Source organism: Amycolatopsis sp. NPDC058278 (assembly GCF_042881395.1).
In the GTDB taxonomy this organism is placed as follows: Bacteria; Actinomycetota; Actinomycetes; order Mycobacteriales; family Pseudonocardiaceae; genus Amycolatopsis.
Genome location: NZ_JBHVXZ010000008.1, coordinates 90,419 through 112,421, shown reverse-complemented (window position 1 = coordinate 112,421; position 22,003 = coordinate 90,419). Strand labels below are relative to the sequence as shown.

The window sequence follows — 22,003 nt, the reverse complement described above, 5'->3', positions numbered from 1 at the left end:
GACCAAGCTACTCGAACGCGCGTTCGAACACATCACTCACACGGGTACACCCGGAAAACCGTTGCCACGCAAGGAAATCAGGCCACCGGGAACCAGGTCCCCGAAGCCCATTCCACGTCGCCCCAGGCCGCGCGTTCGTCCGCCCGCGGATCGAGCACCAGGTCCGTGTCCTCCCGGAACACCAGCACCGGCCGCAATTCCGGGCCGTACAACGGCCATTCGGGTCCATCGGCCGACGCGACGCCGTCGCGCACGAACCCCACCCAGCAGCGGTGGATGAGCAGGGCCGCCCGCTCGCGCGCCGGGTTCACGGCGGTCCCCTGCGCGGCCAAGGGAAGCGGGACCTTCCACGCCATCGTGGTCTCGGTGCCGTGGCCGCCGTCGAGCTGCTCGGGCACGCCGGGCGCGGCGATGTCGATCCGGTACCGGTAAACGGGAGCGTGCGCGGACTGCGCGTCGGCGAGCCGCTGCGTCGGGATGCCGTACCGCTCGTCGCCCATCGCGGCGATCCGGGCGGCTCGCAGGTCGGGGACGCGCCGAAGGTACGTCTCGAGAAGCCGCGAAGCACCCGGATCGCCGAGGATGCTCGCGAGAACATCGGCAGCCGGAGCGGAAGCGACCTCTTCGCCGAGCATCATCGCGTACGTGCTGCCTTCGTTGCTGTTGCAGCCGACCAGCAGCGGAACGCCCGCCGCGCTCCCCCGCCGGATCGGCCCGATCGGCACCTCGGGCAGCACGCGCGGGTGCAGCGTCGGGCGCCACAGCCACAGCGCCTGGAACCCGCTCAGGATCCGTTCCTGCGCCTCGACGAACTCCTTGGCCGGCAGCGACCGCAACGCGGTGATGTCCTGGCAGCCCACCTCGTCCAGCAGGCGCCGTGCCAGCGCCGTCCCGGCCTCCGGCGTCGCCACGTGGTCCGCGCCGCCGGAACTGCTGATGGCCTGCGCGAACAACCCGGCACCCAGCGGGCTGCCCAGCAGGTTCCCGACGCTCTTCGCGCCCGCCGAGACGCCGTAGACGGTGATCCGCGCGGGATCCCCGCCGAACGCGGAGACGTTGCGGCGCACCCACTTCAAGGCCTCGACCTGGTCGAGGAAACCGCAGACGCCGGCGTCTGCTTCGGATTCGCCGAAGATCCCGTCGAGGTGCAGGAAGCCGAGCGAGCCGAGCCGGTAGTTGATGGTGACCACGACGATCCCGGCGCGCGCGAACTCCTCGCCGTCCCCCAGCTGTTCGCCGTGGCCGACGCGGTAGCCGCCGCCGTGCAGCCAGAACAGCACCGGCCACCCGCCGTCGGGCGCGGGGCCCTCGGGGGTGCAGACGTTGAGGTACAGGCAGTCCTCGTCGCACACGGCCGACGGGTTCATCGGGTCCGGTGCCTGCATCGCGTGCGGCCCGTACTCGGTGGCGACGTGCACGCCGCCGGACAGCGACGGCGGCTGCGGTGCCTTCCACCGCAGCTCGCCGACCGGCGGCCGGGCGTACGGGATCCCGCGCCAGACGCGGACGCCGTCACCCGCCAGCCCGACCAGCGCCCCGAGTTCGGTCGTGACCGTCGGGACGGAAGCCATCAGAGCGAGGCCTGCTCGACCGTCGGCAGGCAGACCTCGAACCGGGTATTCCCCGGCTCCGATTCGACGCGCAGGTCGCCCTGGTGCCGCTCGACGACGATCTTCCACGAGATGTCCAGGCCCAGCCCGGTGCCCTCGCCGACCGGCTTGGTCGTGAAGAACGGCTCGAAGATCCGCGGCTTGATGTCCGCGGGGATGCCCGGGCCGGTGTCGCCGATTTCGACGCGGATCTGGTCGTCGACGCGCCACGTCCGCAGCGTCAGCGTGCCCTCGCCCTTCATCGCGCCGAGGGCGTTGTCGATGATGTTCGTCCAGACCTGGTTCAGCTCGGCCGGGTACGCCGGGATCTTCGGCAGGCTGCGGTCGTATTCCTTGACGACGCGGATGCCGCCGCCGATCTTGCCGGAGAGCATGACGAGCGTGGAGTCGAGGCCGTCGTGGACGTCGACCCACTGGTGCGGCGCCCGGTCCATCTGCGAGTACTGCTTGGCCTTGCCGACCAGCGCGGAGATCCGCGTCGTGGAGTCCTCGATCTCGCCCATCAGCATCTCGGTTTCGAGCGCGTAGGCGAGCCAGCGGACGGCACCTTCCATGAAGGTGTCACCGACCTGCTCCAGGACGTTGTCGAGATCGGCCGTGGTGAGCCCGGCCCGGACGTAGATGTCGGCGAGGTCCCAGCCGCCGTCGATGCCGTGGTCGTCGAACCAGTCGCCGATCTCGTCCTCGCGGTCGGCCTGCTGCATCGCGGTCAGCTTCTCGGCCTGCACGACCTGCTTGACCAGGCGTTCCTGGACGTCGATGAGCTGGTAGAGCAGCTCCGGGTCGATGTCCTTCTTGGCCAGGAACGCGAGCTTGTGCCGCATCCCGGCGACGCGTTCGCGCAGGGCGGACGTCGCCCGGACGGCGGCCGCGGCCGGGTTGTTCAGCTCGTGCGTCAGGCCGGCCGAGAGCTCGCCGAGCGCCAGCAGGCGGCGGCGGGAGCCGATCACCGTGTCGCTGTTGCGCCAGCCGAGGTACATGCCCTCCAGCAGGTGCGTCGCCATCGGGAACCACCTGCGGAACTCGACGGAGAACTCCGCGGCGGGCAGCGCGAGCAGCGTCAGGTCGCTCAGCGCCTGCACCGAAGCGCCGTAGCGGTGCTCGGCTTCCTGGTGCACGAAGAACTGCGTCGCGCCGAAGTAGGCGCCGCGCTGGTCGGACCGGTTCGTCTCGACTTCGGTGCCGCTGACCAGCCGCGTCATCCGGACGGCGCCGTTCAGGATCACGTAGAAGCAGGTCGCTTCGTCGCCCTCGCGGATGACGAACGAGTCACCCTCGTGCTCCTCGAGCACAGCGTTGGCGGCGACCCAGTCGAGCTGGTCTTCGGAAAGGTGTTCGAACAGGAAGAGGCCGCGAAGCTCTTCCCGCGGCAGTGCGCTCATTGTTCCTCCAGGTACCGGTGTACCAGCGTCACGGCCATCGCGCCCTCGCCGACCGCGGAGGCCACCCGCTTGACCGACTGGGACCGCACGTCGCCGGCCACGAACACGCCCGGGATCGACGACTCGAGGTAGTGCGGATCACGGTCGAGCGGCCAGCCCGCGGGCCGCTGACCGGCGCTCAGGAGGTCCGGCCCGGTGCACACGAAGCCGTGCTCGTCGCGGTGGATCGCGTCGCCGAGCCAGTCGGTGCGCGGGGCCGCGCCGATGAAGATGAACAGGTGCCCGGTCTCGACCGTCTCGGTGACGCCGTTTTCGCAGAGCGTGAGCCGCTCCAGGTGGCCGTCGCCGTGCACCTCCTTGACGGTGATGTGCGTGCGGACGTGGATGTTCTCGATCCCGGCGATCTGCTCGATCAGGTAGTGCGACATCGAGGACTCCAGCGACGCGCCGCGCACCAGGATCGTGACGTCGCTGGCGTGCTTGGAGAAGAACACCGCGGCCTGCCCGGCGGAGTTCGCGCCGCCGACGATGTAGACGTGCTCGCCCTTGCACTCGGGCGCCTCGGTCGCGGCCGAGCCGTAGTAGACGCCGCGGCCGGTCAGCTCCTCGATGCCGCCGGCTTCCAGGGCGCGGTAGTTGACGCCGCTGGCGAGGATCACCGAGTGCGCGGCGATCTCGCTGCCGTCGCCGAAGGTGATCACCCGCTGCGAACCGCGGGCTTCGAGGCCGACGACGTCGCGGGCGGTCAGGACCTCGGCGCCGAACTTCTGCGCCTGGCGCCGCGCCCGGTCGGTCAGCTGCGCGCCGGAGACGCCGTCGGGGAAGCCGAGGTAGTTCTCGATGCGCGAACTCGTGCCGGCCTGGCCGCCGGTGGCCTTCTTCTCGACGAGCACCGTGCGCAGGCCCTCCGAAGCGCCGTACACCGCGGCACCGAGGCCGGCCGGGCCGCCGCCGATCACGACGAGGTCGTAGAACTCCTGCGCCGGCCGGGTCGACAAACCGACCGCGTCGGCGATCTCGCCGCCGGTCGGGTTCTTGAGGACGGTGCCGTCCGGGGTGACGACCACCGGGATGTCCTTGTCGGTCGCCTCCGCGGCCTGCAGGATCCGGCAGCCCTCGTCGTCGTCGACCGAGTACCAGCGGTACGGAACGGCGTTGCGCGCGAGGAAGTCCCGCAGGTGGAACGAGGGCGAGTTGTAGCGGTGGCCGATGAGCTTGACCTCCTCGACCGGCTTGTCGCCGACCGCCTTCCAGGTCTCGACCAGCGCGTCGATCACCGGGTAGAGCTTCTCCTCCGGCGGGTCCCACGGCTTGAGCAGGTAGTGGTCGACGTCGACGACGTTGATCGCCTGGATCGCGGCGTCGGTGTCGGCGTAGGCGGTCAGCAGGGCGCGGCGGGCGTGCGGGAACAGGTCCATCGCCTTCTCGAGGAAGGCGATCCCGTCCATCTGCGGCATCCGGTAGTCGGCGAGGATCGCCGCGACGGCGTCACCGCGCAGCTTGATCTCGCGCAGCGCTTCGAGCGCGTCCATGCCGGAGTCGGCACGGATGACGCGGTAGTCCTTCCCGTAGCGCCGGCGCAGGTCACGGGCGACCGAGCGGGACACGGCGGGATCGTCGTCGACGGTCATCAGGATCGGCTGGCTCACGAGATGCAGCCTACGGCTCGCGGCGCCCGGTCGGCGAAGAACGTCTTTTCGGCAGCTGGACCCGCTCCAGGTCCTGCGCCACGACGATCTCGCCGTCGAACTCGGCTCGCGCCTCCGCCGCGAAGCGCTCCGGATCGGGGTAGCGCTGCGAGAAGTGCGTCAGGACGAGCTGCCGGACGCCGGACTCGGCGGCGACGCGCGCCGCCTGCTGCGCGGTCAGGTGGCCGAAGTCCTCCGCCAGGGCGGTGTCCTCGGCCAGGAACGTCGACTCGATCACGAGTGTGTCGGCGTTTTCGCTGAGGGCGTACACCGCGTCGCACAGCCGGGTGTCCATCACGAACGCGAACCGCTGGCCCGGCCTCGGCGTGCTGACGTCTTCGAGTCTCGTCGTCCCCAGACGCCCTTCCCGCTGGAGCCTGCCGACGTCGGGGCCCGCGATGCCGTGTGCCTTCAGCCGCTCGGGGAGCATGGTGCGGCCGTCGGGCTCGGTCAGCCGGTAGCCGAACGCCTCGACGGGGTGGCTCAGCCGCCTTGCCTCGAGGGTGAGCTTCCCCGTGGCGATCGGGCCGTCCTCGGCGATCGGGTGTTCCTGCAGGTCGGCCTGCTCGTAGAACGCCGTCGCGTGCCGCATGCGTTCGAAGTAGTGCGCGCCGGACGCCGGGAAGTGGGCGTCGACCGGGTGGCCGACCTTGTCCAGCGACAGCCGCTGGATCACCCCGGGCAGGCCGAGGCTGTGGTCGCCGTGGAAGTGCGTGATGCAGATCCGCGTGATGTCCGTGGCGGCCACCCCCGCTCGCAGCATCTGCCGCTGGGTGCCTTCGCCGGGGTCGAAGAGGATGCCCTCGCCGTCCCAGCGCAGGAGGTAACCGTTCTGGTTGCGGTGGCGCGTGGGCACCTGGCTCGCGGTGCCCAGCACCACCAGTTCGCGGGTCGACACTCCCGCACGTTACTCAGTTTGCGCGTCTCCCGTTCCCAGCTTGCGCAGCCGGAAGGCCAGCACCAGCAGCACGATGCCGTAGATGAGGGCGTAGCTGCCGACGAGCAGCGCGATGCCGTACGCGCCGGCGATCGGGTTGATCACGATGAGGACGCCCGCGATCAGGGAGATCGCGCCGGCCAGGATGAGGAAGGCCTCACCCTGGATCTGCTTGCGCAGCCGGATCGCCGCGGCGATCTCGGCGATGCCGGTGATGATCGCCCAGAAACCGACCAGCAGGGCCAGCAGCAGGACGGTGATGCCCGGCCAGACCAGGACGAGGATCCCGGCGACGATGCCGAGCGCGCCGAGGACGCCGTAGGCCACGCGGTGCCCGGTGTCGCCCGGGCGGAACGCCTGCATCAGGCCGCCGATGCCGTCGACGATCGCGTACACGCCGTACAGGATCGCCAGGACGAGCACGGTGGCGCCGGGCCAGATCAGCGCGAAGAGCCCGAAGAGCACGGCGAACCCGCCTCGGACGGCGGCGATCGGCCAGGCTTTGCGGGGTTCGACGACGGTGAACGCTGCGAACGAGGTCATCTGCCGCTCCCGGATCGATGGACACCTCAGTATCGCGAGGGTTACCCCGTCCGGCTCCCGGAACACCCCGTTCGGGCGTATCCACAAAGGACCGGCGTGCGCCGCGGCCGCCACCACGGCGCACGCCGGTGCTCAGGGGTAACTCACCAGGTTGACGGCCTTGGTGCCGGACGGCGTCGCCGGGCCGGTGTTGTTGATCACGTGCGTGATCGTGCCCTGGTAGTTGAGCGAAACGGTCACCATGTCGTGGAACCGGACACCCGGCGTGTTCGGCGCCTCGTACGCGTGAGCGCTGGCGACCGACGGGTTGGTACTGAAGTAGCAGTAGCTGCCCAGGCCCCAGGCTTCGTGACTGGTGACGTTCGGGCCGACCTTGTAGGCCGAGAAGCCCGGCGTCGATCCGTTCATCCAGCTCGCCTGGTTCGGCACGTCGTAGGGCATTTCGTTCTGGAAGAAGTAGGTCCGGCCGCCGTTGCCGTTCCAGACCACCTGCGTCTTCTGGTAGTGCTCGACGAAGAGGCCGTACATCGTGACGTCGTTGCCGTTGACGACGAGCCCGGTGTCGGCGGTGTTGGTGGTCCAGCCGACGTACTCGTTGCGCTCGGCGTGATCGGCGCGCCAGATCCACATGTGGTCGCCGATCACGTTGCTGCTGTTGACGACCAGGCTGGTGGCCGCCTTGCCGACGGCGGCGCCGCCGATCCGGAAGAAGACGTCGTGCAGCGACGTCGGGTTCGCCGCGTGGTTCGCGGCCGAGCCGGCCGGGCCGACCTGCATGAGCGTGGCCGAGCTGGTCGTGCCGGCGTCGATGAGCAGGCCGGCGACCTTGACGCCGTCGACGTCGTCCACGGTCATCGCGGTGAGGCCGTTGTCCGGGATCAGCGTGGCGATGCCGAGGCCCAGCACGACGGTGTCCGGCCGGGTGACGCGCAGCGTCTGGTTCAGGTGGTAGACACCGGGCGTGACCAGCAGGTTCCTGCCCGCGGCGAGTGCGGCGTTCAGGTCCGCGGCGGTGGCTCCGGGCTTGGCGATGGAGAACTGGCCGATCGGGATCGACGTACCCGGCGCGGTGCCATTCGCCCAGCTCGTGCCGGCGGCGTTGGTCTTCACGCCCGGGACGAACACCTGGTAGTTCCCGGCGCCGTCGATGTAGAGGAAGGGCTTCTCGCGCACGACCGACGTCTGCGCGACGGTCGTGTAGGGCGGCGACGGGAAGGTGTTGGCGGGCGCGCCCTGGACCCCGGCGAAGACCATGTTCCAGTTCGAACCGTTCCAGCTGCCGAACTGCGAGTTGCGGGAGATCCACTGCTGCTGCGAGCCGGAGCGGACCTGGCCGTCGATCTTCGTGTCGGAGATCCAGCCGCCGCTGGCCCAGCCGCCGTCGTCGAGCTGCAGGTCGCCGCGGACGTGCATGCGGCGGTAGGGCGCGGCCTGGGAGACCGCCCACCGGTCGGCGCCCCCGTTCGGGTTCACGGACAGGTTCTCGGCGCCCCGCCAGAAGTTCTGGGTGGCGTTCTGCGGCGGGAACCAGTCGGCCTCGACGTGCACGGCGCCGTTGACGGTGACGGCGTCGGGGCTCAGGCCGAGGCCCAGCACCTGCGTGTAGAAGCCGACGTTGACGTCATTGGCGTAGGTGCCGGGCTTGAACATGACGGCGTAGCGCTGGCTGCCGAACTGGTTGCGTTCCTGCTGGGAGAAGATGCTGTTGAGCCGGCTTTGGATGGTCGAGCTCGGCATGGACGGGTCGAAGATCACGACGTTCGGCCCGAAGTCCGGCTGGCCCGGCTGGCTCGTGTTCACGGGGGCCAGCATGAAGGACTGCGCGGCGGTGCCGTTGCAGGTGTACTGCTGAAGCTGCACGGAGTCGGCGGCGGAGGCGCCCGGGACGTCGAGGCACTTCCCGCTGTTGCGGCTGACGAAGTGGTACCGGTTGCCGCCCTCGTCGACGGCCTGCCACTGCTGGTTGGCCCCGCTGGAGTAGGTCCAGAGCTGGACGAGCCCACCATCGGCGGTCGACACATCCGTGACATCCCAGGCGGCGGCCGGGTTGGTCCGGGCGTTGATCCGGAAGTAGCCGTCCCCGGTGGACTGGAACTGCCACTGCTGCGAGACGGTCTGGTTGCAGGTGTACTGCTGGACAACGGTCCCATCGGCCGTACCGGCAGCCCGGGCATCGACACACTTCCCACTACCGGCGGCGGCAACGGTGTACCACCCGTCCGGGGTAACAGCGGCTTCCGCGTTTGTCGTTGTCATGCTTCCGACCAGGACCGACGCTGCCGCGAGCAGCGTCATCACCCGCCGTCTCGTCATCGAAGCCTCCTCTGCCGCACACGCGGCGTCATCGAGAGGTGTGCCCGGTCTGAAGACGCGGCGTAACGGGCGGGGACCTCGGCGTCACAACCGCGCAAAATGTAACGGCGGCCACAGCGAGGCGTCAATACAGGACTAAAAATAAGGTGCGAATGTGCTGGTCAGCGGGTTGTGGATCGCACCGGGGGGTTGCAGGGACCCCCGCGTTGAGGGGGTCTGGGCGGGGTGTAATGTATGGGCATACGAGATGCGGAGTTCACCTTCGCCTCGGGGCTATGGCGCAGCTGGTAGCGCACCTCACTGGCAGTGAGGGGGTCAGGGGTTCGAGTCCCCTTAGCTCCACAGTGACGAAACACCGCTCACCGGGACAGAAGTTCCAGGTTGAGCGGTTTTTTCGTATCGGCGAACTGTGAGTTTCGCCAAGAAGAAGTTCAGCTACCGACGAGTAGCTGGGGCAAAACTGGGGCACGCGCCGACGGCGGCGAAACGGGGTCACGAAAAGTGCCCCAGCAGCGTCGCCCGAACAGGTGGATCACCAAAGGCTCTCTGAGCCGGCACCTCCACAGGGTCAGCCGCAGGCTCCGCCGCCGAACCGAACCAGCTTCGATGCGGTTGACAGTGGATCATCACTGTTCTGTCTCCCCCGACGCGGTCGAACGGAGTTAGCAGCGACCATGATCCGTCGCGCACCTTGAGGCCGCCATGAAAACCGACGATCCACTTCGCCACTCCGACGCCGTAACGCCTGAACTGCCGAGGCAGTCCGGTCCCGCCGGCTCCCCCACCGGCGACGACGCAGGCCACCTCCTCTACACACCGGCCGCCGCCGCCGAACGGCTGACCATCGGCGAGTCGTGGCTCCGCCGCAAAGCCGGCCAGCGCCTCATCCCCTGCACATTCGTCGGCAAACACTTGCGCTTCTCCGACGAAGACCTCCGCGCGATCGTCGCCGCCGGCCGCCGCGGACCGAGCCGGTGGAACCAGGCTCCGAGCCGGGCCGGCCGACAACGCTCTCGTCGCTAGCACCCGATTCGGGCGTATACCGAGGTTCTTCGCCGAATCAGCTTCCTCTCTGTCGCCTATGGAGCGGTCCTGGACACGCACCACCACGCGACCCCCTCACCACAGCGCAGGAGCTGTGGAGCACCGTCCCAGCGCCATCAGCATCTCCCAGCAGGACCGGGGCCGGCCCGCCGACTCGCCACAGCAGTGCCACTTTCGCCCGATCCGAGCCGGCAGCGGAAAAAGGTCGTGGTCTGCGCAGGCGCTGAGTGGGTGTCCGAAGTGGCCACCGACGCAACCGGGGCGGCGATCGCACCAGAGATCAGCACCGTGGTCAGCCCAATTGAAAGGGCAGCACGAAACCGGATCTCGCCGCACGCATCTGAGTCTCTCGGTCGACCGGGCGCGAAGATTTCGGCTCGATATAAGTCCTATACCGGGCGTATCAGACCCGTCAACCGCCATTTGCACTATGGCCGATATCACAACACCGTTTCGCGAAGTGATGTTTTAGTCTGTCGGTGCCACGCAGGACTGGCCATGCATCCTGCCAGGGCCGGTCGTGGCGATTTGTCGCAATTGCGACGAAGGTGGGGGAATCGAAGAGGACGAGCAAGTGCTTTGCTTCATCGGACATCTTTTGTCGTCGCTGCCATCGCGGTCAAGGACGACAGCCTCGCCGGCCCCCAGTGGACCGCGCAAACCGACCGCATCACCAACATTTCGTTGTCGGGTAAGCGAATCGGCACCCTGCGTGATGGATCGGTCCTGATCGAAGAGGGAGGCGGCCTGAACGGGTACGGCCTGCCGCCACGGCAACGTTGATGAGTAAGCGGTCACGGATTGCTGCCATTCGTTGGATCCGATGTGCCCGATGGCGGCGGTAAGCCCAGTGTTGTTGATCACGTCGCGCTTTCATTCACAGAAAGTGTTTGCGCGCCAGCGGTGAATCCGAACGAACCGCACCTATACCGTTACGAACTGGGAGCAGTTGGTGAACCCGTGGAGTAGACGTATCGGCGTCTGCCTGGCTGCGTTGACCGCCGTGGCGTGCGCGGCCGGGTCGGCATCCTCGGGCACCACCGACACCACGTGGATCGCGGCCTGGGGCACTGCCATGCACGAGGCGATGCCGCTGAACGCCTCGAACTTCAGTTGCCGCAACGCCGAACGCGTCAGCGCGGACGGCACACAGATCCGCATCCGACTGACCAACCAGTTCGTCCGCACGCCCACCACGTTCAACCGGGTCACTGTCGCGCAACGCGACACCGACAGCACCATCGTCCGCGCCACCCTGCACGAGGTCACCTTCGGCGGCCAATCCGTGGTCACCATCCCGGCCGGCGGCGAGGTGTTCAGCGACCCGGTACCCATGCCGGTCACCGCGGGCGAGCAACTCGCGGTCAGCGTATATTCCGCCGGATCCGTCACCGAGTACCCCAACCACGAACTCGGGCTGATCGGTGAGTACTGCACCGACTTCGGCGGCGGCGCCGGGGACCACACAGGTGATCCCGGCCCGTATCCAGGCCGCGGGATCAACGTGGCCTGGGTGTCCAGCATCGAGGTGGCTGGTGGCCACACCACCGGCGCCGTAATCGTCCTCGGTGACTCGGTCACCGACGGAGCACACGCCACTGTCAACACCTTCAGCACTTGGCCGGACGTGCTATCGCGCAGGTTGCAGGCCGTGGGCACGCCGCTGTCGGTCGTCAACGAAGGGGTCGCGGGGAACACCCTGATCACCCCCGGTGGAATCGGCCCGGCCGGGGCACAACGGTTCGACCGGGACGTGCTCGGCCACAACGGCGCTCGAACAGTGATCATCGCCGAAGGCTCCAACGACCTCTACCTGGGCACGGACGCCGCCACCCTGATCGACGGGCTCAAACAGCTGGCCGACCGGGCACACGCCGCCGGCCTACGAGTCGTCGGTGCCACTGTGACCCCGCGTCGCGGTGGGTGGTTCGGCAACGACGACGCCAAGGACGCGAACCGTGTCCAGGTCAACCAGTTCATCCGCACCGACAACCACTTCGACGCGATCATCGACTTCGACGCGCTCATGCGCAACACCGACCCGAACTACCCCCACTCGGGCGCACCCGACTACCAGAACTGGCTCAACCCCGTGTGGGACAGCGGCGACCGCATCCACCCCAACAACAACGGCTACGCCGTGATGGCCAACTCAATCGATCTGTCCACCTTGAACTGAACGGATTGCCGCCGTAAGGCGGACTGCGTGCCTCTGCATCAACGCAGACGGGCTGCGCCGCCGTCGCCCGCGGGGCGACGCTCCGCCGCCATCTGGTCAACGTCCCCACCCGAATCGCCCGGCCCCAAGGGCAAACGAACCCTGCACCTACCGGCCCACTGGCCAAACAATGGAAAACCCTGTGGGACGACATCTTCACCGGTCACAGCCGTCCGCCGCGATGGGACTGTTCCAAGATCGGTGTTTCCGGCTCGACACGCCGGGCCGAGGTCCGGCGGGATGGGCACTGTGAGTGATGACATCGGACCTTGTGAGTCCACGCAAGAGTGAGTCCAAGCCAGCACGGGAGCTGTCGCCGGAGCAGGCCGCCGCGGCGGCGATGGTGGCCGAGGCAAAAGCCCGAGGGCTGGCGTTGACCGGCCCGGACGGCCTGCTGAAGCTGTTCACCAAGAACGTACTCGAAACCGCCCTCAACGAGGAGATGACCGAGCACCTCGGTCACGAGAAGAACCAGGCCGACCCGGACCGGGACTCGACGAACGTCCGCAACGGCACCCGCCCGAAAACGGTGATCTCCGACGCCGCCGGCAAGGTCGGTATCGACGTGCCGCGGGACCGGGAGAGCACGTTTGAGCCGCAGATCGTGAAGAAGCGGCAACGGCGGCTCACCGAGGTGGATGAGATCGTGCTGTCGCTGTACGCGAAGGGAATGACGAGCGGGGATATCTCGGCGCATTTCGCCGACATCTACAGAACCTCGGTCAGCAAAGAAACGATCTCACGGATCACCGACAAGGTCGTCGCCGAGATGCAGGACTGGGCCACCAGGCCCCTCGACCCGGTGTACGTGGCCGTGTTCATTGACGCTATCCACGTCAAGGTCCGCGACGGCCAGGTCGCCAACCGGCCCGTCTACGCCGCCATCGGCGTCACCATCGACGGACACAAGGACGTCCTGGGCCTATGGATGGGCACCGGCGGCGAGGGCGCGAAGTTCTGGCTGAGCGTGCTGATCGACCTGAAGAACCGCGGTATCCGGGACGTGTTCTTCCTCGTCTGCGACGGCCTCAAAGGCCTGCCCGACGCCGTTACGAACGTGTGGCCGCAAACCGTCGTGCAAACCTGCATCGTCCATCTGATCCGCAACACTTTCCGGCTCGTGTCCCGCCGGGACTGGGAGGCGGTGAAACAAGACATCAAACCCATCTACGCCGCGCCCAGCCCGGACGCCGCCGCGGCCGCTCTCCACGAATTCGAAGAGAAATGGGGTGCGAAGCATGGAGCGGTAATTCGTTTGTGGCGCAACGCTTGGAATGAGTTCACGCCGTTCCTCGACTACGACGTCGAGATCCGGACGATGATCTGCTCCACGAACGCCATCGAGTCACTGAACGCCCGTTACCGGCGGGCGGTTCGCGCACGCGGGCATTTCCCGACCGAGCAGTCCGCGATGAAGTGCCTGTACCTTGTGACCCGCAGCCTGGACCCGACCGGGACAGGCCGCGCCCGATGGACGATGCGTTGGAAGCCAGTGATCAACGCGTTCGCCATCACCTTTGGTGACCGCTGGCCGGGAGCCGAAACCTACTGATCAACAACGCCGGAAACACCGATCACGGGATAGACCCGCCGCGATCCCGGGCGTGCTCGTATCGGTCAGTGGGCGGGGGCTAGATTCCCAGGGCCTGGCGGAGGGGGGTCGCCAAGGTGCGGATGTAGGTGTCCGTGAGGTGGTTGTCGCGGTAGACGACCACGTTGCCTACGACCGCCGGGCACAGGTCCGCCGTGCAGATCCAGTTCGTCAAGTCCACGACCCGCACGCCAGGGATGGTGGCCGCGGTGGTGGCCAAGGGGTCGGTGAAGGCGTCTACCGCCTTGGCCCTTGGCTTGTCGCAGGAGTGGGGGGCTGGGTTGCGTTGCAGGCAGTTGAGGACGTTGTCGTCGGCGCGGGGGGTGTCCCTGATGACGGCGACGGGGATGCCGGCGGCGGTGATCTTTTCGAGGTACGAGCGGTAGCCCGCGGTGAGTGCCTCCGGGGACTTCCACGCCCACCTGAGGTCGTTGAGGTAGGACTCGGGGGACATGGCCGCGGTGACCAGGAGGTCGGGCTTGTCCGCCAGCATCGAGTCGATCTTCAGTTTGTCCTGGGCGGGGCACTCGGCGAACGGCTCGGGTCGGCTCGGGTCGGCGTCTCGGGTCTTGGTCGGGGCCGCGGCGCTGAAGGGGCAGCCGTCGTGGAGCATGAACTTGACGCGCCAGCCAGCGCGGTTGGCGATGTCGATCAGGGCCGTGGCGAACTGGGTCATGTGCGAGTCGCCGATGACGACCATCGTCTTCGTCGCGTCGGCGCGGCCGTAGGCGCACCTGTCACTGTTCATCGGGAAGGCCACCGGGTCGTACTGGCCGCAGCCGTCGTGCCACACCGAGGCGATGTCCTTGGCTGCCACCGACGGATCGGGGACGACCGGCACGCCCTCGCGCACGGTGAGTGCGTGCGCCGGGTCCAGCGCGAGCGCGCCAGGGTGGTCGGCGTCCAACGCGATGTCGGCGCGCAGCGCGTCGAGGCGGTGCTGCGCGATCTGCCACGGCACCGTCGCGGCCACCGTGGTGACCACCACCATGCAGGCGCCCATCGCGTAAGCGGCGCGGCGCCTCGGCCGCGCACCCCCGCGACGGGGCCGCGGTCGCCGCAGCGGGTCCTCGACCAGGTGCTTCGACAGCGCCGCGAGCACCAGGCTCGACACTGCGGCGACCAGCACCTGACGCTTGCTGAGCTTGGCGGCACCCGCCTCCTCCAACAGGAAGACCGCCACCGGCCAGTGCCACAGGTACAGGCTGTAGGAGATGTCGCCCACGTAGCGCAGCGGCGGCAGGCCCAGCAGCGGCGACAGTTCGCCGACCCGGGGACGCTCGGCGGTGCCCGCGACCAGCAGCGCGGCCGTGCCCAGCGTGGGCAGCAGGGCGATCCAGCCGGGGAACGCCATGTGCGTACCGAAGGTGAAAGCGCTGACCAGCACCGCGCCCAGGCCCAGCCACCCCAGCGCCAGCCGCGCGGCGAAGCGCACGCGCACCTGGCGGATGACCATCGCGGTCAGGCCGCCGATGCCCAGCTCCCACATGCGGGTGGGGGTGATGAAGTACGCCTGACCGTGGTTGATCTGCGTATAGACCGCGGAGAACACCAGCGACGCCACCGTCATGACCGTGATCGCGCCGAACGCCACCGCCACCGGACGTGACCCGGACCGCCGCGCGATCGCCGCGCTGAGCAGCAGCAACAGCGGGATGACCAGGTAGAACTGCTCTTCGACGCTCAACGACCAGAAGTGCTGCACGGGCGAGGCGGAGGCGGTGGCTGTCGCGTAGTCCGACGAGAACAGGGCGAGCACCCAGTTCTGCGCGTTCAGCGCGGACGCCACCACCTCGCGCAGGATCTCCGGCCAGCGCGACACCGGCACCAGCAGCACCGTCGCCGCGACCGTGGCCAGCAGCACGACGGTCGCCGCGGGCAGCAGCCGCCGGATGCGCCGGGCGTAGAAGGTGAGCAGCCCGACCCGCCCGGTGCGGCGCAGCTCACCCGTGAGGGTGCCGATGATCAGGTAGCCGGAGATCACGAAGAAGACGTCGACGCCGACGAACCCGCCGGGCAGCCACCCTGGCCTGAGGTGGTAGACGAGCACCAGGCCGACGGCGAGCGCGCGCAGACCCTGGATGTCGTCGCGCTGTTTGTGGCCGGTGCTCGCGGGTGCGGTGGGCACGGACGGGCGGCCGGTGACCGTAGACGTCATGATGCTCGAAGCCCTCCGTGGCTCTGTTTCCCCCCGGGCCCCTCGGCGACTGCCGTCCGGTATGAGCGCCGCAAGACCTCTCGCGCGCGTCCCAACAGGACCCACGCGAACTATCCGCCTGCGCCCGCCGGGCGTTACAGGCGCCGTTGAAGCTACCCCAACCCGACGCCTGCCGCCTGCCGCCTGCCGCCTGCCGGGAGGCTCGACGACGAGGCACCAGCCGAGACCAGTGACGCCGATTTCGCGAACGAGAGAGCCGCAGCGACGCGGGCGATACGGCAGAGCACCGCGTCGAATCTCGGCTTCCTCCAGCGAGTTTCGGATGGTTTGCGACGGCTGTGAGTCCGCGGCCAGGCCACCGCCGGCGAAGCCGAACACCTGCACGACACCCATCCGGGCTTGCCGCTGCTGTCCGGCGAGCACGCAAATCGACGTGGGCGCATTTCGCGTGCCACGCGGATGCCGACCTGCTCGTGCCCTCCCAGAGGTCGGTGCGTGCGGTGACAATACCGCGATGGAATCGTTCTTCTCCGTGCTGCAATGTGCGAACACATGGTTGTAGCGGCGGGCCGACGGTTGCGGAACCTCCATCAGCGTGGGGTTCATTGATCGAACCCCATGGGGGTGGTCACTTGCCGACGTTCGGAGCTGACACCTCGCCGCCACCCCTGGCCGCAAGGCCGAGCGGCCAGGGGTGGCGATCGACGCCGTTGCAGCAGGCGAGAACCGGGGCGTCCGGTCAGGTCCGGTTCAGTTGCCACTGCTGGTTGGCACCGCCGTTGGCGGCCCACTGCACGACCTGTGCCCCGTCGCTCGTCGCCGCTCCGGAGACGTCCGCCACCAGGCCGCTGTCGTGGCTGGCGATCGTGTAGTAGCCGTTGCCGGTGGAGCGCAGGTACCACATCTGGTTGGGGCCGCCGTTGGCCGTCCACTGCTGCAGTTGCAGCCCGGCCGTGCTGCTGTTGGCGTTGACGTCGAGCACCTTTCCGCTCGGGACGTACTGGAGGGTGTAGGAGCCGTCGGAGGTCGTGGCGATGGTCCAGGTGGCGGTGCCGCTCTGCTGGACCACCTTGGCGCCGTCCGCGGTGGAGTTGCCCGCGACAGCGAGCGGCTTGCCGCTGTTGCGGTTGACGATGCGGTAGGTGCCCGGTGCGGGTCCGTCTCCGCCGCCTCCGGCGAGGTTGAAGTACTCCACCGCGTCGGTGAAGACGGGGCTACCGGACTTCGTGGTCGACAGCTGCAGGTACACGCGGTTGCCGGTGGCCGGGGCAGTGAAGGACACCGGCTGGGTGACCCGCGAGCCGAGCGGGACGGTCAGGGTCGTGCTTCCGGACGCGACGACCGCGCCGTCCGGCGCGTCGAGCCGCGCCGTCCAGGTGAAGCCCACCGAGGTGTCGGCGAAGTCGTCGTTGAAGACGGTGATGTTGCGGGTGACCGTGGCGTTCCGGGCGTAGCTGGGCACGGCCTGCGGCAGCGGGAAGGTGCCGTTCGAGTCCGAGGCGCCGGAGGCCGACCAGAACGGCAGGTCGACCGCGGCCACCGGGTTGAACGCCGCCTGCACGCGCTGGATCTGCGGGTTGCTCCAGGGGGCCGGGAAGTTGTCCGCGCCGTAAATGGGGTGACCGCCCTCCTCCGGGGTGAAGTCGGTGGTCCGCACTCCGGGCACGACGCTGGCCCAGGCGGACAGCAGCGTGTACGGACGCAGGTCGGTGGCGTTCTTGCCGCGCTTGGCCAGGGTTGCCGTGGCGAACCACTCGAAGCCCTGCTTGTTGTTGCACGCCGGCCAGATGAACTCGCCCTCGCCGTCGGGCCGCCCATTCGCGGTGACCACGCCCTCCCCGTACCTGCCGAAGCCGTCGATGTAGTGCGAGATCACCGCGAAGTTGGGGTACGTCATCCCGGGGTAACTGTTGACATTCGCGCCGACGCCCAGCTCGGCAATGACCGGCCGGGTGCCGTCGGCGCCGTTCATCGCCGCGTACAGGTCCTTCTCGAACTGTTCGGAATCCTGGCCGCTCTGGTTCGGCTCGTTGTTCTGACTCCAGCGGATGACCGCGGGGTGGTTGCGGTCGCGCAGGACCAGCGCACGGGCGTGGTTGACCATGTTGTCGTGCCCGGCGATCCAATCCTGCCCGGACTGGGAGCCGCGAATCGCGACCTCGTCGATGACCATCAGGCCCATCTCGTCGGCGACATCCAACATGTACGGGCTCGCGGGCTCCTGGTGGACGCGTATCACGTTGTAGTTGAGGCGCTGGTAGTTGTCCACCGTCTGCGGCCAGCCGCCGTTGTTCGACGAAGGGGGCAGGAAGCCGGGCAGGGTGTCGTAGGCGTCGCCCTTGCCGCCGTTGTTGATCCGGTCGTAGTCGGCACCCTGCAGGTTGTCGCCGCGGAAGTTCACGCGCACGCCGTTGAGGTAGTAGTAGTCACCGTTCTGGGTGGCCTCCCGGAACCCGAACCGGTACGTGGCGTCGCTGGTGTGCCCGTCATCGGTGACGGCACGCACCGCAAGCCGGTGCAGCTGCGCCCGGTACCCCGGCCGGTACGGCACGTTGGGCCACCAGTACGAGGTGCTGTCGAGGTTCCACGCGACCGTCCCGACGGTCACGGTCGCGGTCGAGTGGGCCGCCACGGTGACCGTGCGGCTGGGCAGTTCCGGGTAGCTGAAAGCCGTTCCGTTGTCGGACGACAGCGACCCGGTCAACGTCACCGACCGGGAGCTGCCCGACGTGTTGCGCACCGACACGTCGTAGCTCAACGTCTTGTTCGCCACCGACGTCCGCACGAATGTGTCGCTGACGGACACCGCCGGGTACGTCCGCAGGAACGCCGAACGGTAGATCCCCTGGGGGACCGCCTCGGACCACTCGGCGGCGTCGGGCACCAGGTACCGGCCGTTCGACGCCTTCAACGCGCCGCGGCCCTTCACGTCGACGCTGATCGTGTGGGTGCTGCCGGGGGCCGCGTATGCGGAGATGTCGAAATTCGACGGCGTGAACGCCGTGGTCTGCGTCGCCACCACCCGGCCGTCGACCGACAGCGTCGCCTGGTGGTTGACCGCCCCGAACTCGATCCACGTCGACTGCGGCTGACCAGAGTCGGGCACGGTGATGCTGCGCGAGTACACCGCCTCGTTCACGTCGGTGAAGCCCTGCTTGTACCAGCCGCCGCCGGGCACGGTGATCGAGGTCGCCCCCCGACCCGTCGGCGTGAAACTCCACGTCCCGGCCAGGTCGACCGAGGCGAGCGCGGCGGCGCCGGCAGCTGCGGCCGCGGGGGCCGGCTGTGGTGCGACAGCCGGCTGTGCTGCGGCGGCGGGTTGTCCCGTGTCGATGATCGCGAGGAGGGTGGCGCCGGCCAGCGCTGCGCGAGCGAAGCGCTGGGATAGCGTGCGAGGGTTGTTCTGACGCATCAAGAAACCCCTTTCGCGGGTGCGCGTCTACGGGGATACACCGATCATCGGACCCATCGTCACTACCCGCCGGGGCCGCCGAAACGGAGAGGTCCACTATGGACTGCTCTACCGGCTCCATGCCCGCGGAGCAGGGCATCGGTCGGTAAGCCATCGTGTTCGAACCGGTTCGACCGAACGATAAGCGGGGTCGACTCGTGGTGTCAAACATGTCCATGGCTTGCGGCGAAAGAAGAGCGCGATCCCGGGAAACTTTCAGAGAAGAGCGCAATCTCGGGAAACTTTCAGGCCGCAACCGGGTGCCCCGGCAAGACACACGCCATAAGAGAGCCGCACCAATGGCACCGGCAGGCAGCATCGGTCACCGTCAACGGCGTGGCCCGTAAGTCGGTGACCGCTGCGGTGAGACCTCGAGGGCGAAAGCGAGTTGCTGCGTCTGGAACGCAGCGCCGACCCGGTGGTAGTCGATCGCGGGCCCGGCCGAGGTCACCTCGTAGGTGAAACGGACTGTGCCGGCCGAGGTCATCCGGATCATCTCCTCACCGCGTCGACGCGCTGATCGAGGACCTGCCGGCGTTCCGGCGCGAACGCCCACAGGAACGCCAGCGCTACAAGGGCCATGCCGGCGGCGACGAGGGGCACGAAGCCGACTCCGGCCACGGTGATGACACCACCGCCGAGCGCTGCCCCACCCCCGCTGCCGACGTAGATCATCGAGCCGTTCAGCCCGAGCGCCACGGTCGCCGCCGCGCCGCCGGCCGCGAACACCCGGGTCTGCTGCGGCGTCACCTGGAAAGAGGCGACCAGGCCGAGCACGGCGAGTGCGGCTATCGCCGGGACGAGGCTCAGCCGGACGATCCAGAGCGCGACCAGCGCCAGTGCGCTGACCGTCAGGCCGACCGTGATCACCCGGAGCGCGCCCCAGCGATCGGCGAGGTGCCCCACCAGGCGGTTCCCGGTGAAGAAGGCGACGCCGAACACGACCAGCGCGACGACCGCCGAGGTGGCCGTCTGGCCTTGCGCGCCGATGATGGGGGCGATGTAGCTGATGACGGCGAACTGCGGCACGAGCTGGAGTGCGGTGCCGCAGAGCAGCAGGAGCACACTGGGTGTGCCGAGGATGCGGGCCCTCTCGCGCAGTGACGCGACGGGCAGCCGGACGCCGGGCAGCGCCAGGCAGAGTGCCGCGGCCACCACGGCCCCACCGGTGATCAACCACAGCGCCGCGCGCCACCCGAGGTGCTGTCCGACCAGCGCACCGATCGGCACCCCGATGACCGTGGCCAGGCTGGATCCGGCGCCGACCACCGCCAGCGATCGCGCCCGCCGCTCCGGCGCCGAAAGGAACCCGACGACCGCGTACGCGTTGGCCTGGAACCCGGCCGCGCCGAGTGCGGCCAGGATCCGCCCGGCCAGCACCACTGCGTACGTCGGGCCGAGCGCCTGGCCGACCATGCCGAGCAGGAAGACCACCATCCCGCCGCCGAGCACGACGCGCCGGTCGAGCCGGCCGGTGGCGGTCGCGATCAGCGGCGAGCTGATCGCGTAGGTGAGCGCGAACGTCGTGGTCAGCTGCCCGGCTTGGGCGAGGCTGACGTGCAGGTCCTGGGCGACCGCGGGGAGCAGCCCCGCCAGCACGAAGCCGTCGACCCCGAGCACGAACGTGCCGACGGCGAGCACCGCCAGCCGTGACGAGGAGAGTGACTTCGATGCTGATCGAATCATGGCGCAACGGTAAACTAGACTTCGATGGACGTCAAAGTCCGCCGCCCGTCCCGCGCGAAGGAGTCTCGATGTCGCGAAAGCTGCCGGAGCCGTCGGTCGACGACCTGGACCTGACGACGATCCTCGGCGCTTTGGTCGACCCGGCTCGCCGGACGATCATGGCGGTGATGTACCAGGGGCCGGAACCGTTCGACTGCAGCGCGAGCACGTGGTGCGCGAATCTCGGGTTGACCCCGCCGACCGTCTCGCACCACTTCCGCACGCTGCGCGAAGCCGGCCTGACCCGCACCGTCGTCGACGGCCGCACGCGCAACGTGCGGGTGCGCAAGGAAGATGTGGAGAAACGCTTCCCCGGTCTCCTCGATGCCTTGCTGACCCACGAGCACGACACCGACGCGATCAACCGGCTGATCAAGCCGTGACGCCGCCTACGCGAGCTGTTCCCTCGGGGCCGGTGCGCCGGTGGCCGCGGCCAGCCGGAGACCGGTCTCGGCGGGACTGCCCGGGACGGCGGTCATGATCACGATCTTCAGCTCGGTATCGCCGTCTCCCAGCACGTCGCAGTTCACCGCGATCGGTCCCACCGACGGGTGGTGGATCGTCTTCTCGTCCTCACGGTGGCCGGCGACGGAGCCGGTGGCCCACAGCTGCGCGAACCGCCGGTTGCCCGCGGTCAGTTCGCGGATCAGCCCGGCGAGGCGGGCATCATGCGGGAACCGTCCGGTGGCGCGGCGCAGGTCGGCGACGACGGCGAGGTCCGTGGTCTCGGCGTCGACCTCGGTCACGGGCCACTGGGCGAGGCAGGCGGGGCCCGTGCCCAGCGGGAACCGGTCGCGGGCGAAGTTGCGCAGGCGGGGCTCCGCGGCCGAGGGGTCGCCCAGCAGCGCGGCCCAGCTGCGGTTCCACCAGACCAGCTGCCAGTCGGCCGCGAACACGGCGACCGCGACGTCGCCGAGCCGGGAGAGCACGCGGTGGACCCCGGGCGGGATGTGGTCCGAGATCGTGCCGTCCGCGGGCGGGGTGAGCCCGGCGAGCCGGTACAGGTGGTCCCGTTCGGGGCCCGAGAGCTGCAGCGCACGCGCGAGGGAGGCGACCACCTGGACCGAAGGCGTGGTGGCCCGGCCCTGTTCCAGGCGGACGACGTAGTCGACCGACAAGCCGGCGAGGTCGGCGAGCTCCTCGCGGCGCAGCCCGGCCGCACGGCGGTTGCGGCCGACCGGCAACGCCGCGGCGGAAGGCGGCAGCCGATCCCGCCAGGTGCGGATCATCGCGCCCAGCCCGGTCCCGGGTGTCGTGCTCACGTTCCCATCTTGCCCCGGGTCCGGCCGCCGGGCACGGGCCGACGGTGGTACTGCTGTTCCTACCGTCGAGACATCCCTGGC

At 68.8% G+C, this 22,003-nt stretch carries 16 protein-coding genes and 1 tRNA gene; 6 read left to right on the top strand and 11 right to left on the bottom strand.

Annotated elements, in window-relative coordinates:
- Positions 1 to 77 precede the first annotated feature (77 nt).
- From ACFVYA_RS06300 to ACFVYA_RS06275, 6 genes are all read right to left on the bottom strand, one after another.
- Positions 78 to 1,571, bottom strand: coding sequence for a carboxylesterase/lipase family protein (locus tag ACFVYA_RS06300; RefSeq protein ID WP_387043015.1), 1,494 nt, complete (start codon positions 1,569 to 1,571; stop codon positions 78 to 80).
- On the bottom strand, positions 1,571 to 2,992 hold the full coding sequence (locus ACFVYA_RS06295) for an ATP-binding protein (RefSeq protein WP_387043013.1): 1,422 nt from the start codon (positions 2,990 to 2,992) through the stop codon (positions 1,571 to 1,573). Before ACFVYA_RS06295 ends, ACFVYA_RS06300 begins: the two co-directional genes overlap by 1 nt.
- Positions 2,989 to 4,641, bottom strand: a complete 1,653-nt coding sequence (locus ACFVYA_RS06290) for an FAD-dependent oxidoreductase (RefSeq protein ID WP_387043011.1) — start codon at positions 4,639 to 4,641, stop codon at positions 2,989 to 2,991. The genes ACFVYA_RS06295 and ACFVYA_RS06290 overlap by 4 nt, the downstream gene beginning before the upstream one ends.
- Before the next feature lie 10 nt (positions 4,642 to 4,651).
- Positions 4,652 to 5,578: a ribonuclease Z gene (locus tag ACFVYA_RS06285; protein WP_387043009.1), complete on the bottom strand. Its 927-nt coding sequence runs from the start codon at positions 5,576 to 5,578 to the stop codon at positions 4,652 to 4,654.
- A 9-nt stretch (positions 5,579 to 5,587) separates the two neighbouring features.
- A complete protein-coding gene (locus ACFVYA_RS06280) occupies positions 5,588 to 6,160 on the bottom strand; it encodes an HdeD family acid-resistance protein (protein ID WP_387043007.1) in 573 nt (190 codons plus the stop codon).
- Positions 6,161 to 6,292: 132 nt separating this feature from the next.
- Positions 6,293 to 8,473, bottom strand: a complete 2,181-nt coding sequence (locus tag ACFVYA_RS06275) for an RICIN domain-containing protein (RefSeq protein WP_387043005.1) — start codon at positions 8,471 to 8,473, stop codon at positions 6,293 to 6,295.
- A gap of 269 nt (positions 8,474 to 8,742) precedes the next feature.
- Here ACFVYA_RS06275 and ACFVYA_RS06270 point away from each other — a divergent pair.
- Positions 8,743 to 8,815, top strand: a tRNA-Ala gene (locus ACFVYA_RS06270).
- A gap of 150 nt (positions 8,816 to 8,965) precedes the next feature.
- On the opposite strand, the gene ACFVYA_RS06265 is transcribed toward ACFVYA_RS06270, so the two are convergent.
- Positions 8,966 to 9,385 (bottom strand): hypothetical protein, encoded by a 420-nt coding sequence (locus ACFVYA_RS06265; RefSeq protein ID WP_387043066.1) that lies wholly within the window; start codon positions 9,383 to 9,385, stop codon positions 8,966 to 8,968.
- Between ACFVYA_RS06265 and ACFVYA_RS06260 the strand changes: the two genes are divergently transcribed.
- The 4 genes from ACFVYA_RS06260 (at position 9,311) to ACFVYA_RS06245 (ending at position 13,287) form a co-directional block, all read left to right on the top strand.
- Entirely contained in the window at positions 9,311 to 9,496 is a 186-nt protein-coding gene (locus ACFVYA_RS06260) for a hypothetical protein (protein WP_387043064.1), read from the top strand. The two genes, ACFVYA_RS06265 and ACFVYA_RS06260, sit on opposite strands and share 75 nt — an antisense overlap.
- A 261-nt stretch (positions 9,497 to 9,757) precedes the next feature.
- Complete coding sequence (locus tag ACFVYA_RS06255; RefSeq protein ID WP_387043003.1) at positions 9,758 to 10,300, top strand: hypothetical protein; 543 nt, start codon at positions 9,758 to 9,760, stop codon at positions 10,298 to 10,300.
- Positions 10,301 to 10,520: 220 nt separating this feature from the next.
- Positions 10,521 to 11,696 carry a GDSL-type esterase/lipase family protein gene (locus ACFVYA_RS06250; protein ID WP_387043062.1) on the top strand — a complete coding sequence of 392 codons (1,176 nt, stop codon included), beginning with the start codon at positions 10,521 to 10,523 and terminating at the stop codon, positions 11,694 to 11,696.
- 295 nt (positions 11,697 to 11,991) lie between these two features.
- Positions 11,992 to 13,287 (top strand): IS256 family transposase, encoded by a 1,296-nt coding sequence (locus ACFVYA_RS06245; protein ID WP_387043001.1) that lies wholly within the window; start codon positions 11,992 to 11,994, stop codon positions 13,285 to 13,287.
- A gap of 79 nt (positions 13,288 to 13,366) precedes the next feature.
- On the opposite strand, the gene ACFVYA_RS06240 is transcribed toward ACFVYA_RS06245, so the two are convergent.
- The 3 genes from ACFVYA_RS06240 to ACFVYA_RS06230 form a co-directional block, all read right to left on the bottom strand.
- Positions 13,367 to 15,484 carry an acyltransferase family protein gene (locus ACFVYA_RS06240; RefSeq protein WP_387042999.1) on the bottom strand — a complete coding sequence of 706 codons (2,118 nt, stop codon included), beginning with the start codon at positions 15,482 to 15,484 and terminating at the stop codon, positions 13,367 to 13,369.
- Positions 15,485 to 16,223: 739 nt separating this feature from the next.
- Positions 16,224 to 18,896 (bottom strand): RICIN domain-containing protein, encoded by a 2,673-nt coding sequence (locus ACFVYA_RS06235; protein WP_387042997.1) that lies wholly within the window; start codon positions 18,894 to 18,896, stop codon positions 16,224 to 16,226.
- A gap of 531 nt (positions 18,897 to 19,427) precedes the next feature.
- Positions 19,428 to 20,621 carry an MFS transporter gene (locus tag ACFVYA_RS06230; protein WP_387042995.1) on the bottom strand — a complete coding sequence of 398 codons (1,194 nt, stop codon included), beginning with the start codon at positions 20,619 to 20,621 and terminating at the stop codon, positions 19,428 to 19,430.
- 68 nt (positions 20,622 to 20,689) lie between these two features.
- On the opposite strand from ACFVYA_RS06230, the gene ACFVYA_RS06225 reads away from it, so the two are divergent.
- Positions 20,690 to 21,043, top strand: a complete 354-nt coding sequence (locus ACFVYA_RS06225) for an ArsR/SmtB family transcription factor (RefSeq protein WP_387042993.1) — start codon at positions 20,690 to 20,692, stop codon at positions 21,041 to 21,043.
- Between the two features lie 6 nt (positions 21,044 to 21,049).
- Here the strand turns inward: ACFVYA_RS06225 and ACFVYA_RS06220 are convergent, their stop codons facing one another.
- Positions 21,050 to 21,922 (bottom strand): helix-turn-helix transcriptional regulator, encoded by an 873-nt coding sequence (locus ACFVYA_RS06220; RefSeq protein WP_387042991.1) that lies wholly within the window; start codon positions 21,920 to 21,922, stop codon positions 21,050 to 21,052.
- Positions 21,923 to 22,003: the final 81 nt, after the last annotated feature.

Bases quoted from the DNA above. Each gene is read 5' to 3' on its own strand.
- ACFVYA_RS06275 (WP_387043005.1), bottom strand. From the start codon at position 8,473: ATGACGAGACGGCGGGTGATGACGCTGCTCGCGGCAGCGTCGGTCCTG.
- ACFVYA_RS06235 (WP_387042997.1), bottom strand. From the start codon at position 18,896: ATGCGTCAGAACAACCCTCGCACGCTATCCCAGCGCTTCGCTCGCGCA.
- ACFVYA_RS06245 (WP_387043001.1), top strand. From the start codon at position 11,992: ATGACATCGGACCTTGTGAGTCCACGCAAGAGTGAGTCCAAGCCAGCA.
- ACFVYA_RS06280 (WP_387043007.1), bottom strand. From the start codon at position 6,160: ATGACCTCGTTCGCAGCGTTCACCGTCGTCGAACCCCGCAAAGCCTGG.
- ACFVYA_RS06300 (WP_387043015.1), bottom strand. From the start codon at position 1,571: ATGGCTTCCGTCCCGACGGTCACGACCGAACTCGGGGCGCTGGTCGGG.
- ACFVYA_RS06230 (WP_387042995.1), bottom strand. From the start codon at position 20,621: ATGATTCGATCAGCATCGAAGTCACTCTCCTCGTCACGGCTGGCGGTG.
- ACFVYA_RS06295 (WP_387043013.1), bottom strand. From the start codon at position 2,992: ATGAGCGCACTGCCGCGGGAAGAGCTTCGCGGCCTCTTCCTGTTCGAA.
- ACFVYA_RS06240 (WP_387042999.1), bottom strand. From the start codon at position 15,484: ATGACGTCTACGGTCACCGGCCGCCCGTCCGTGCCCACCGCACCCGCG.
- ACFVYA_RS06225 (WP_387042993.1), top strand. From the start codon at position 20,690: ATGTCGCGAAAGCTGCCGGAGCCGTCGGTCGACGACCTGGACCTGACG.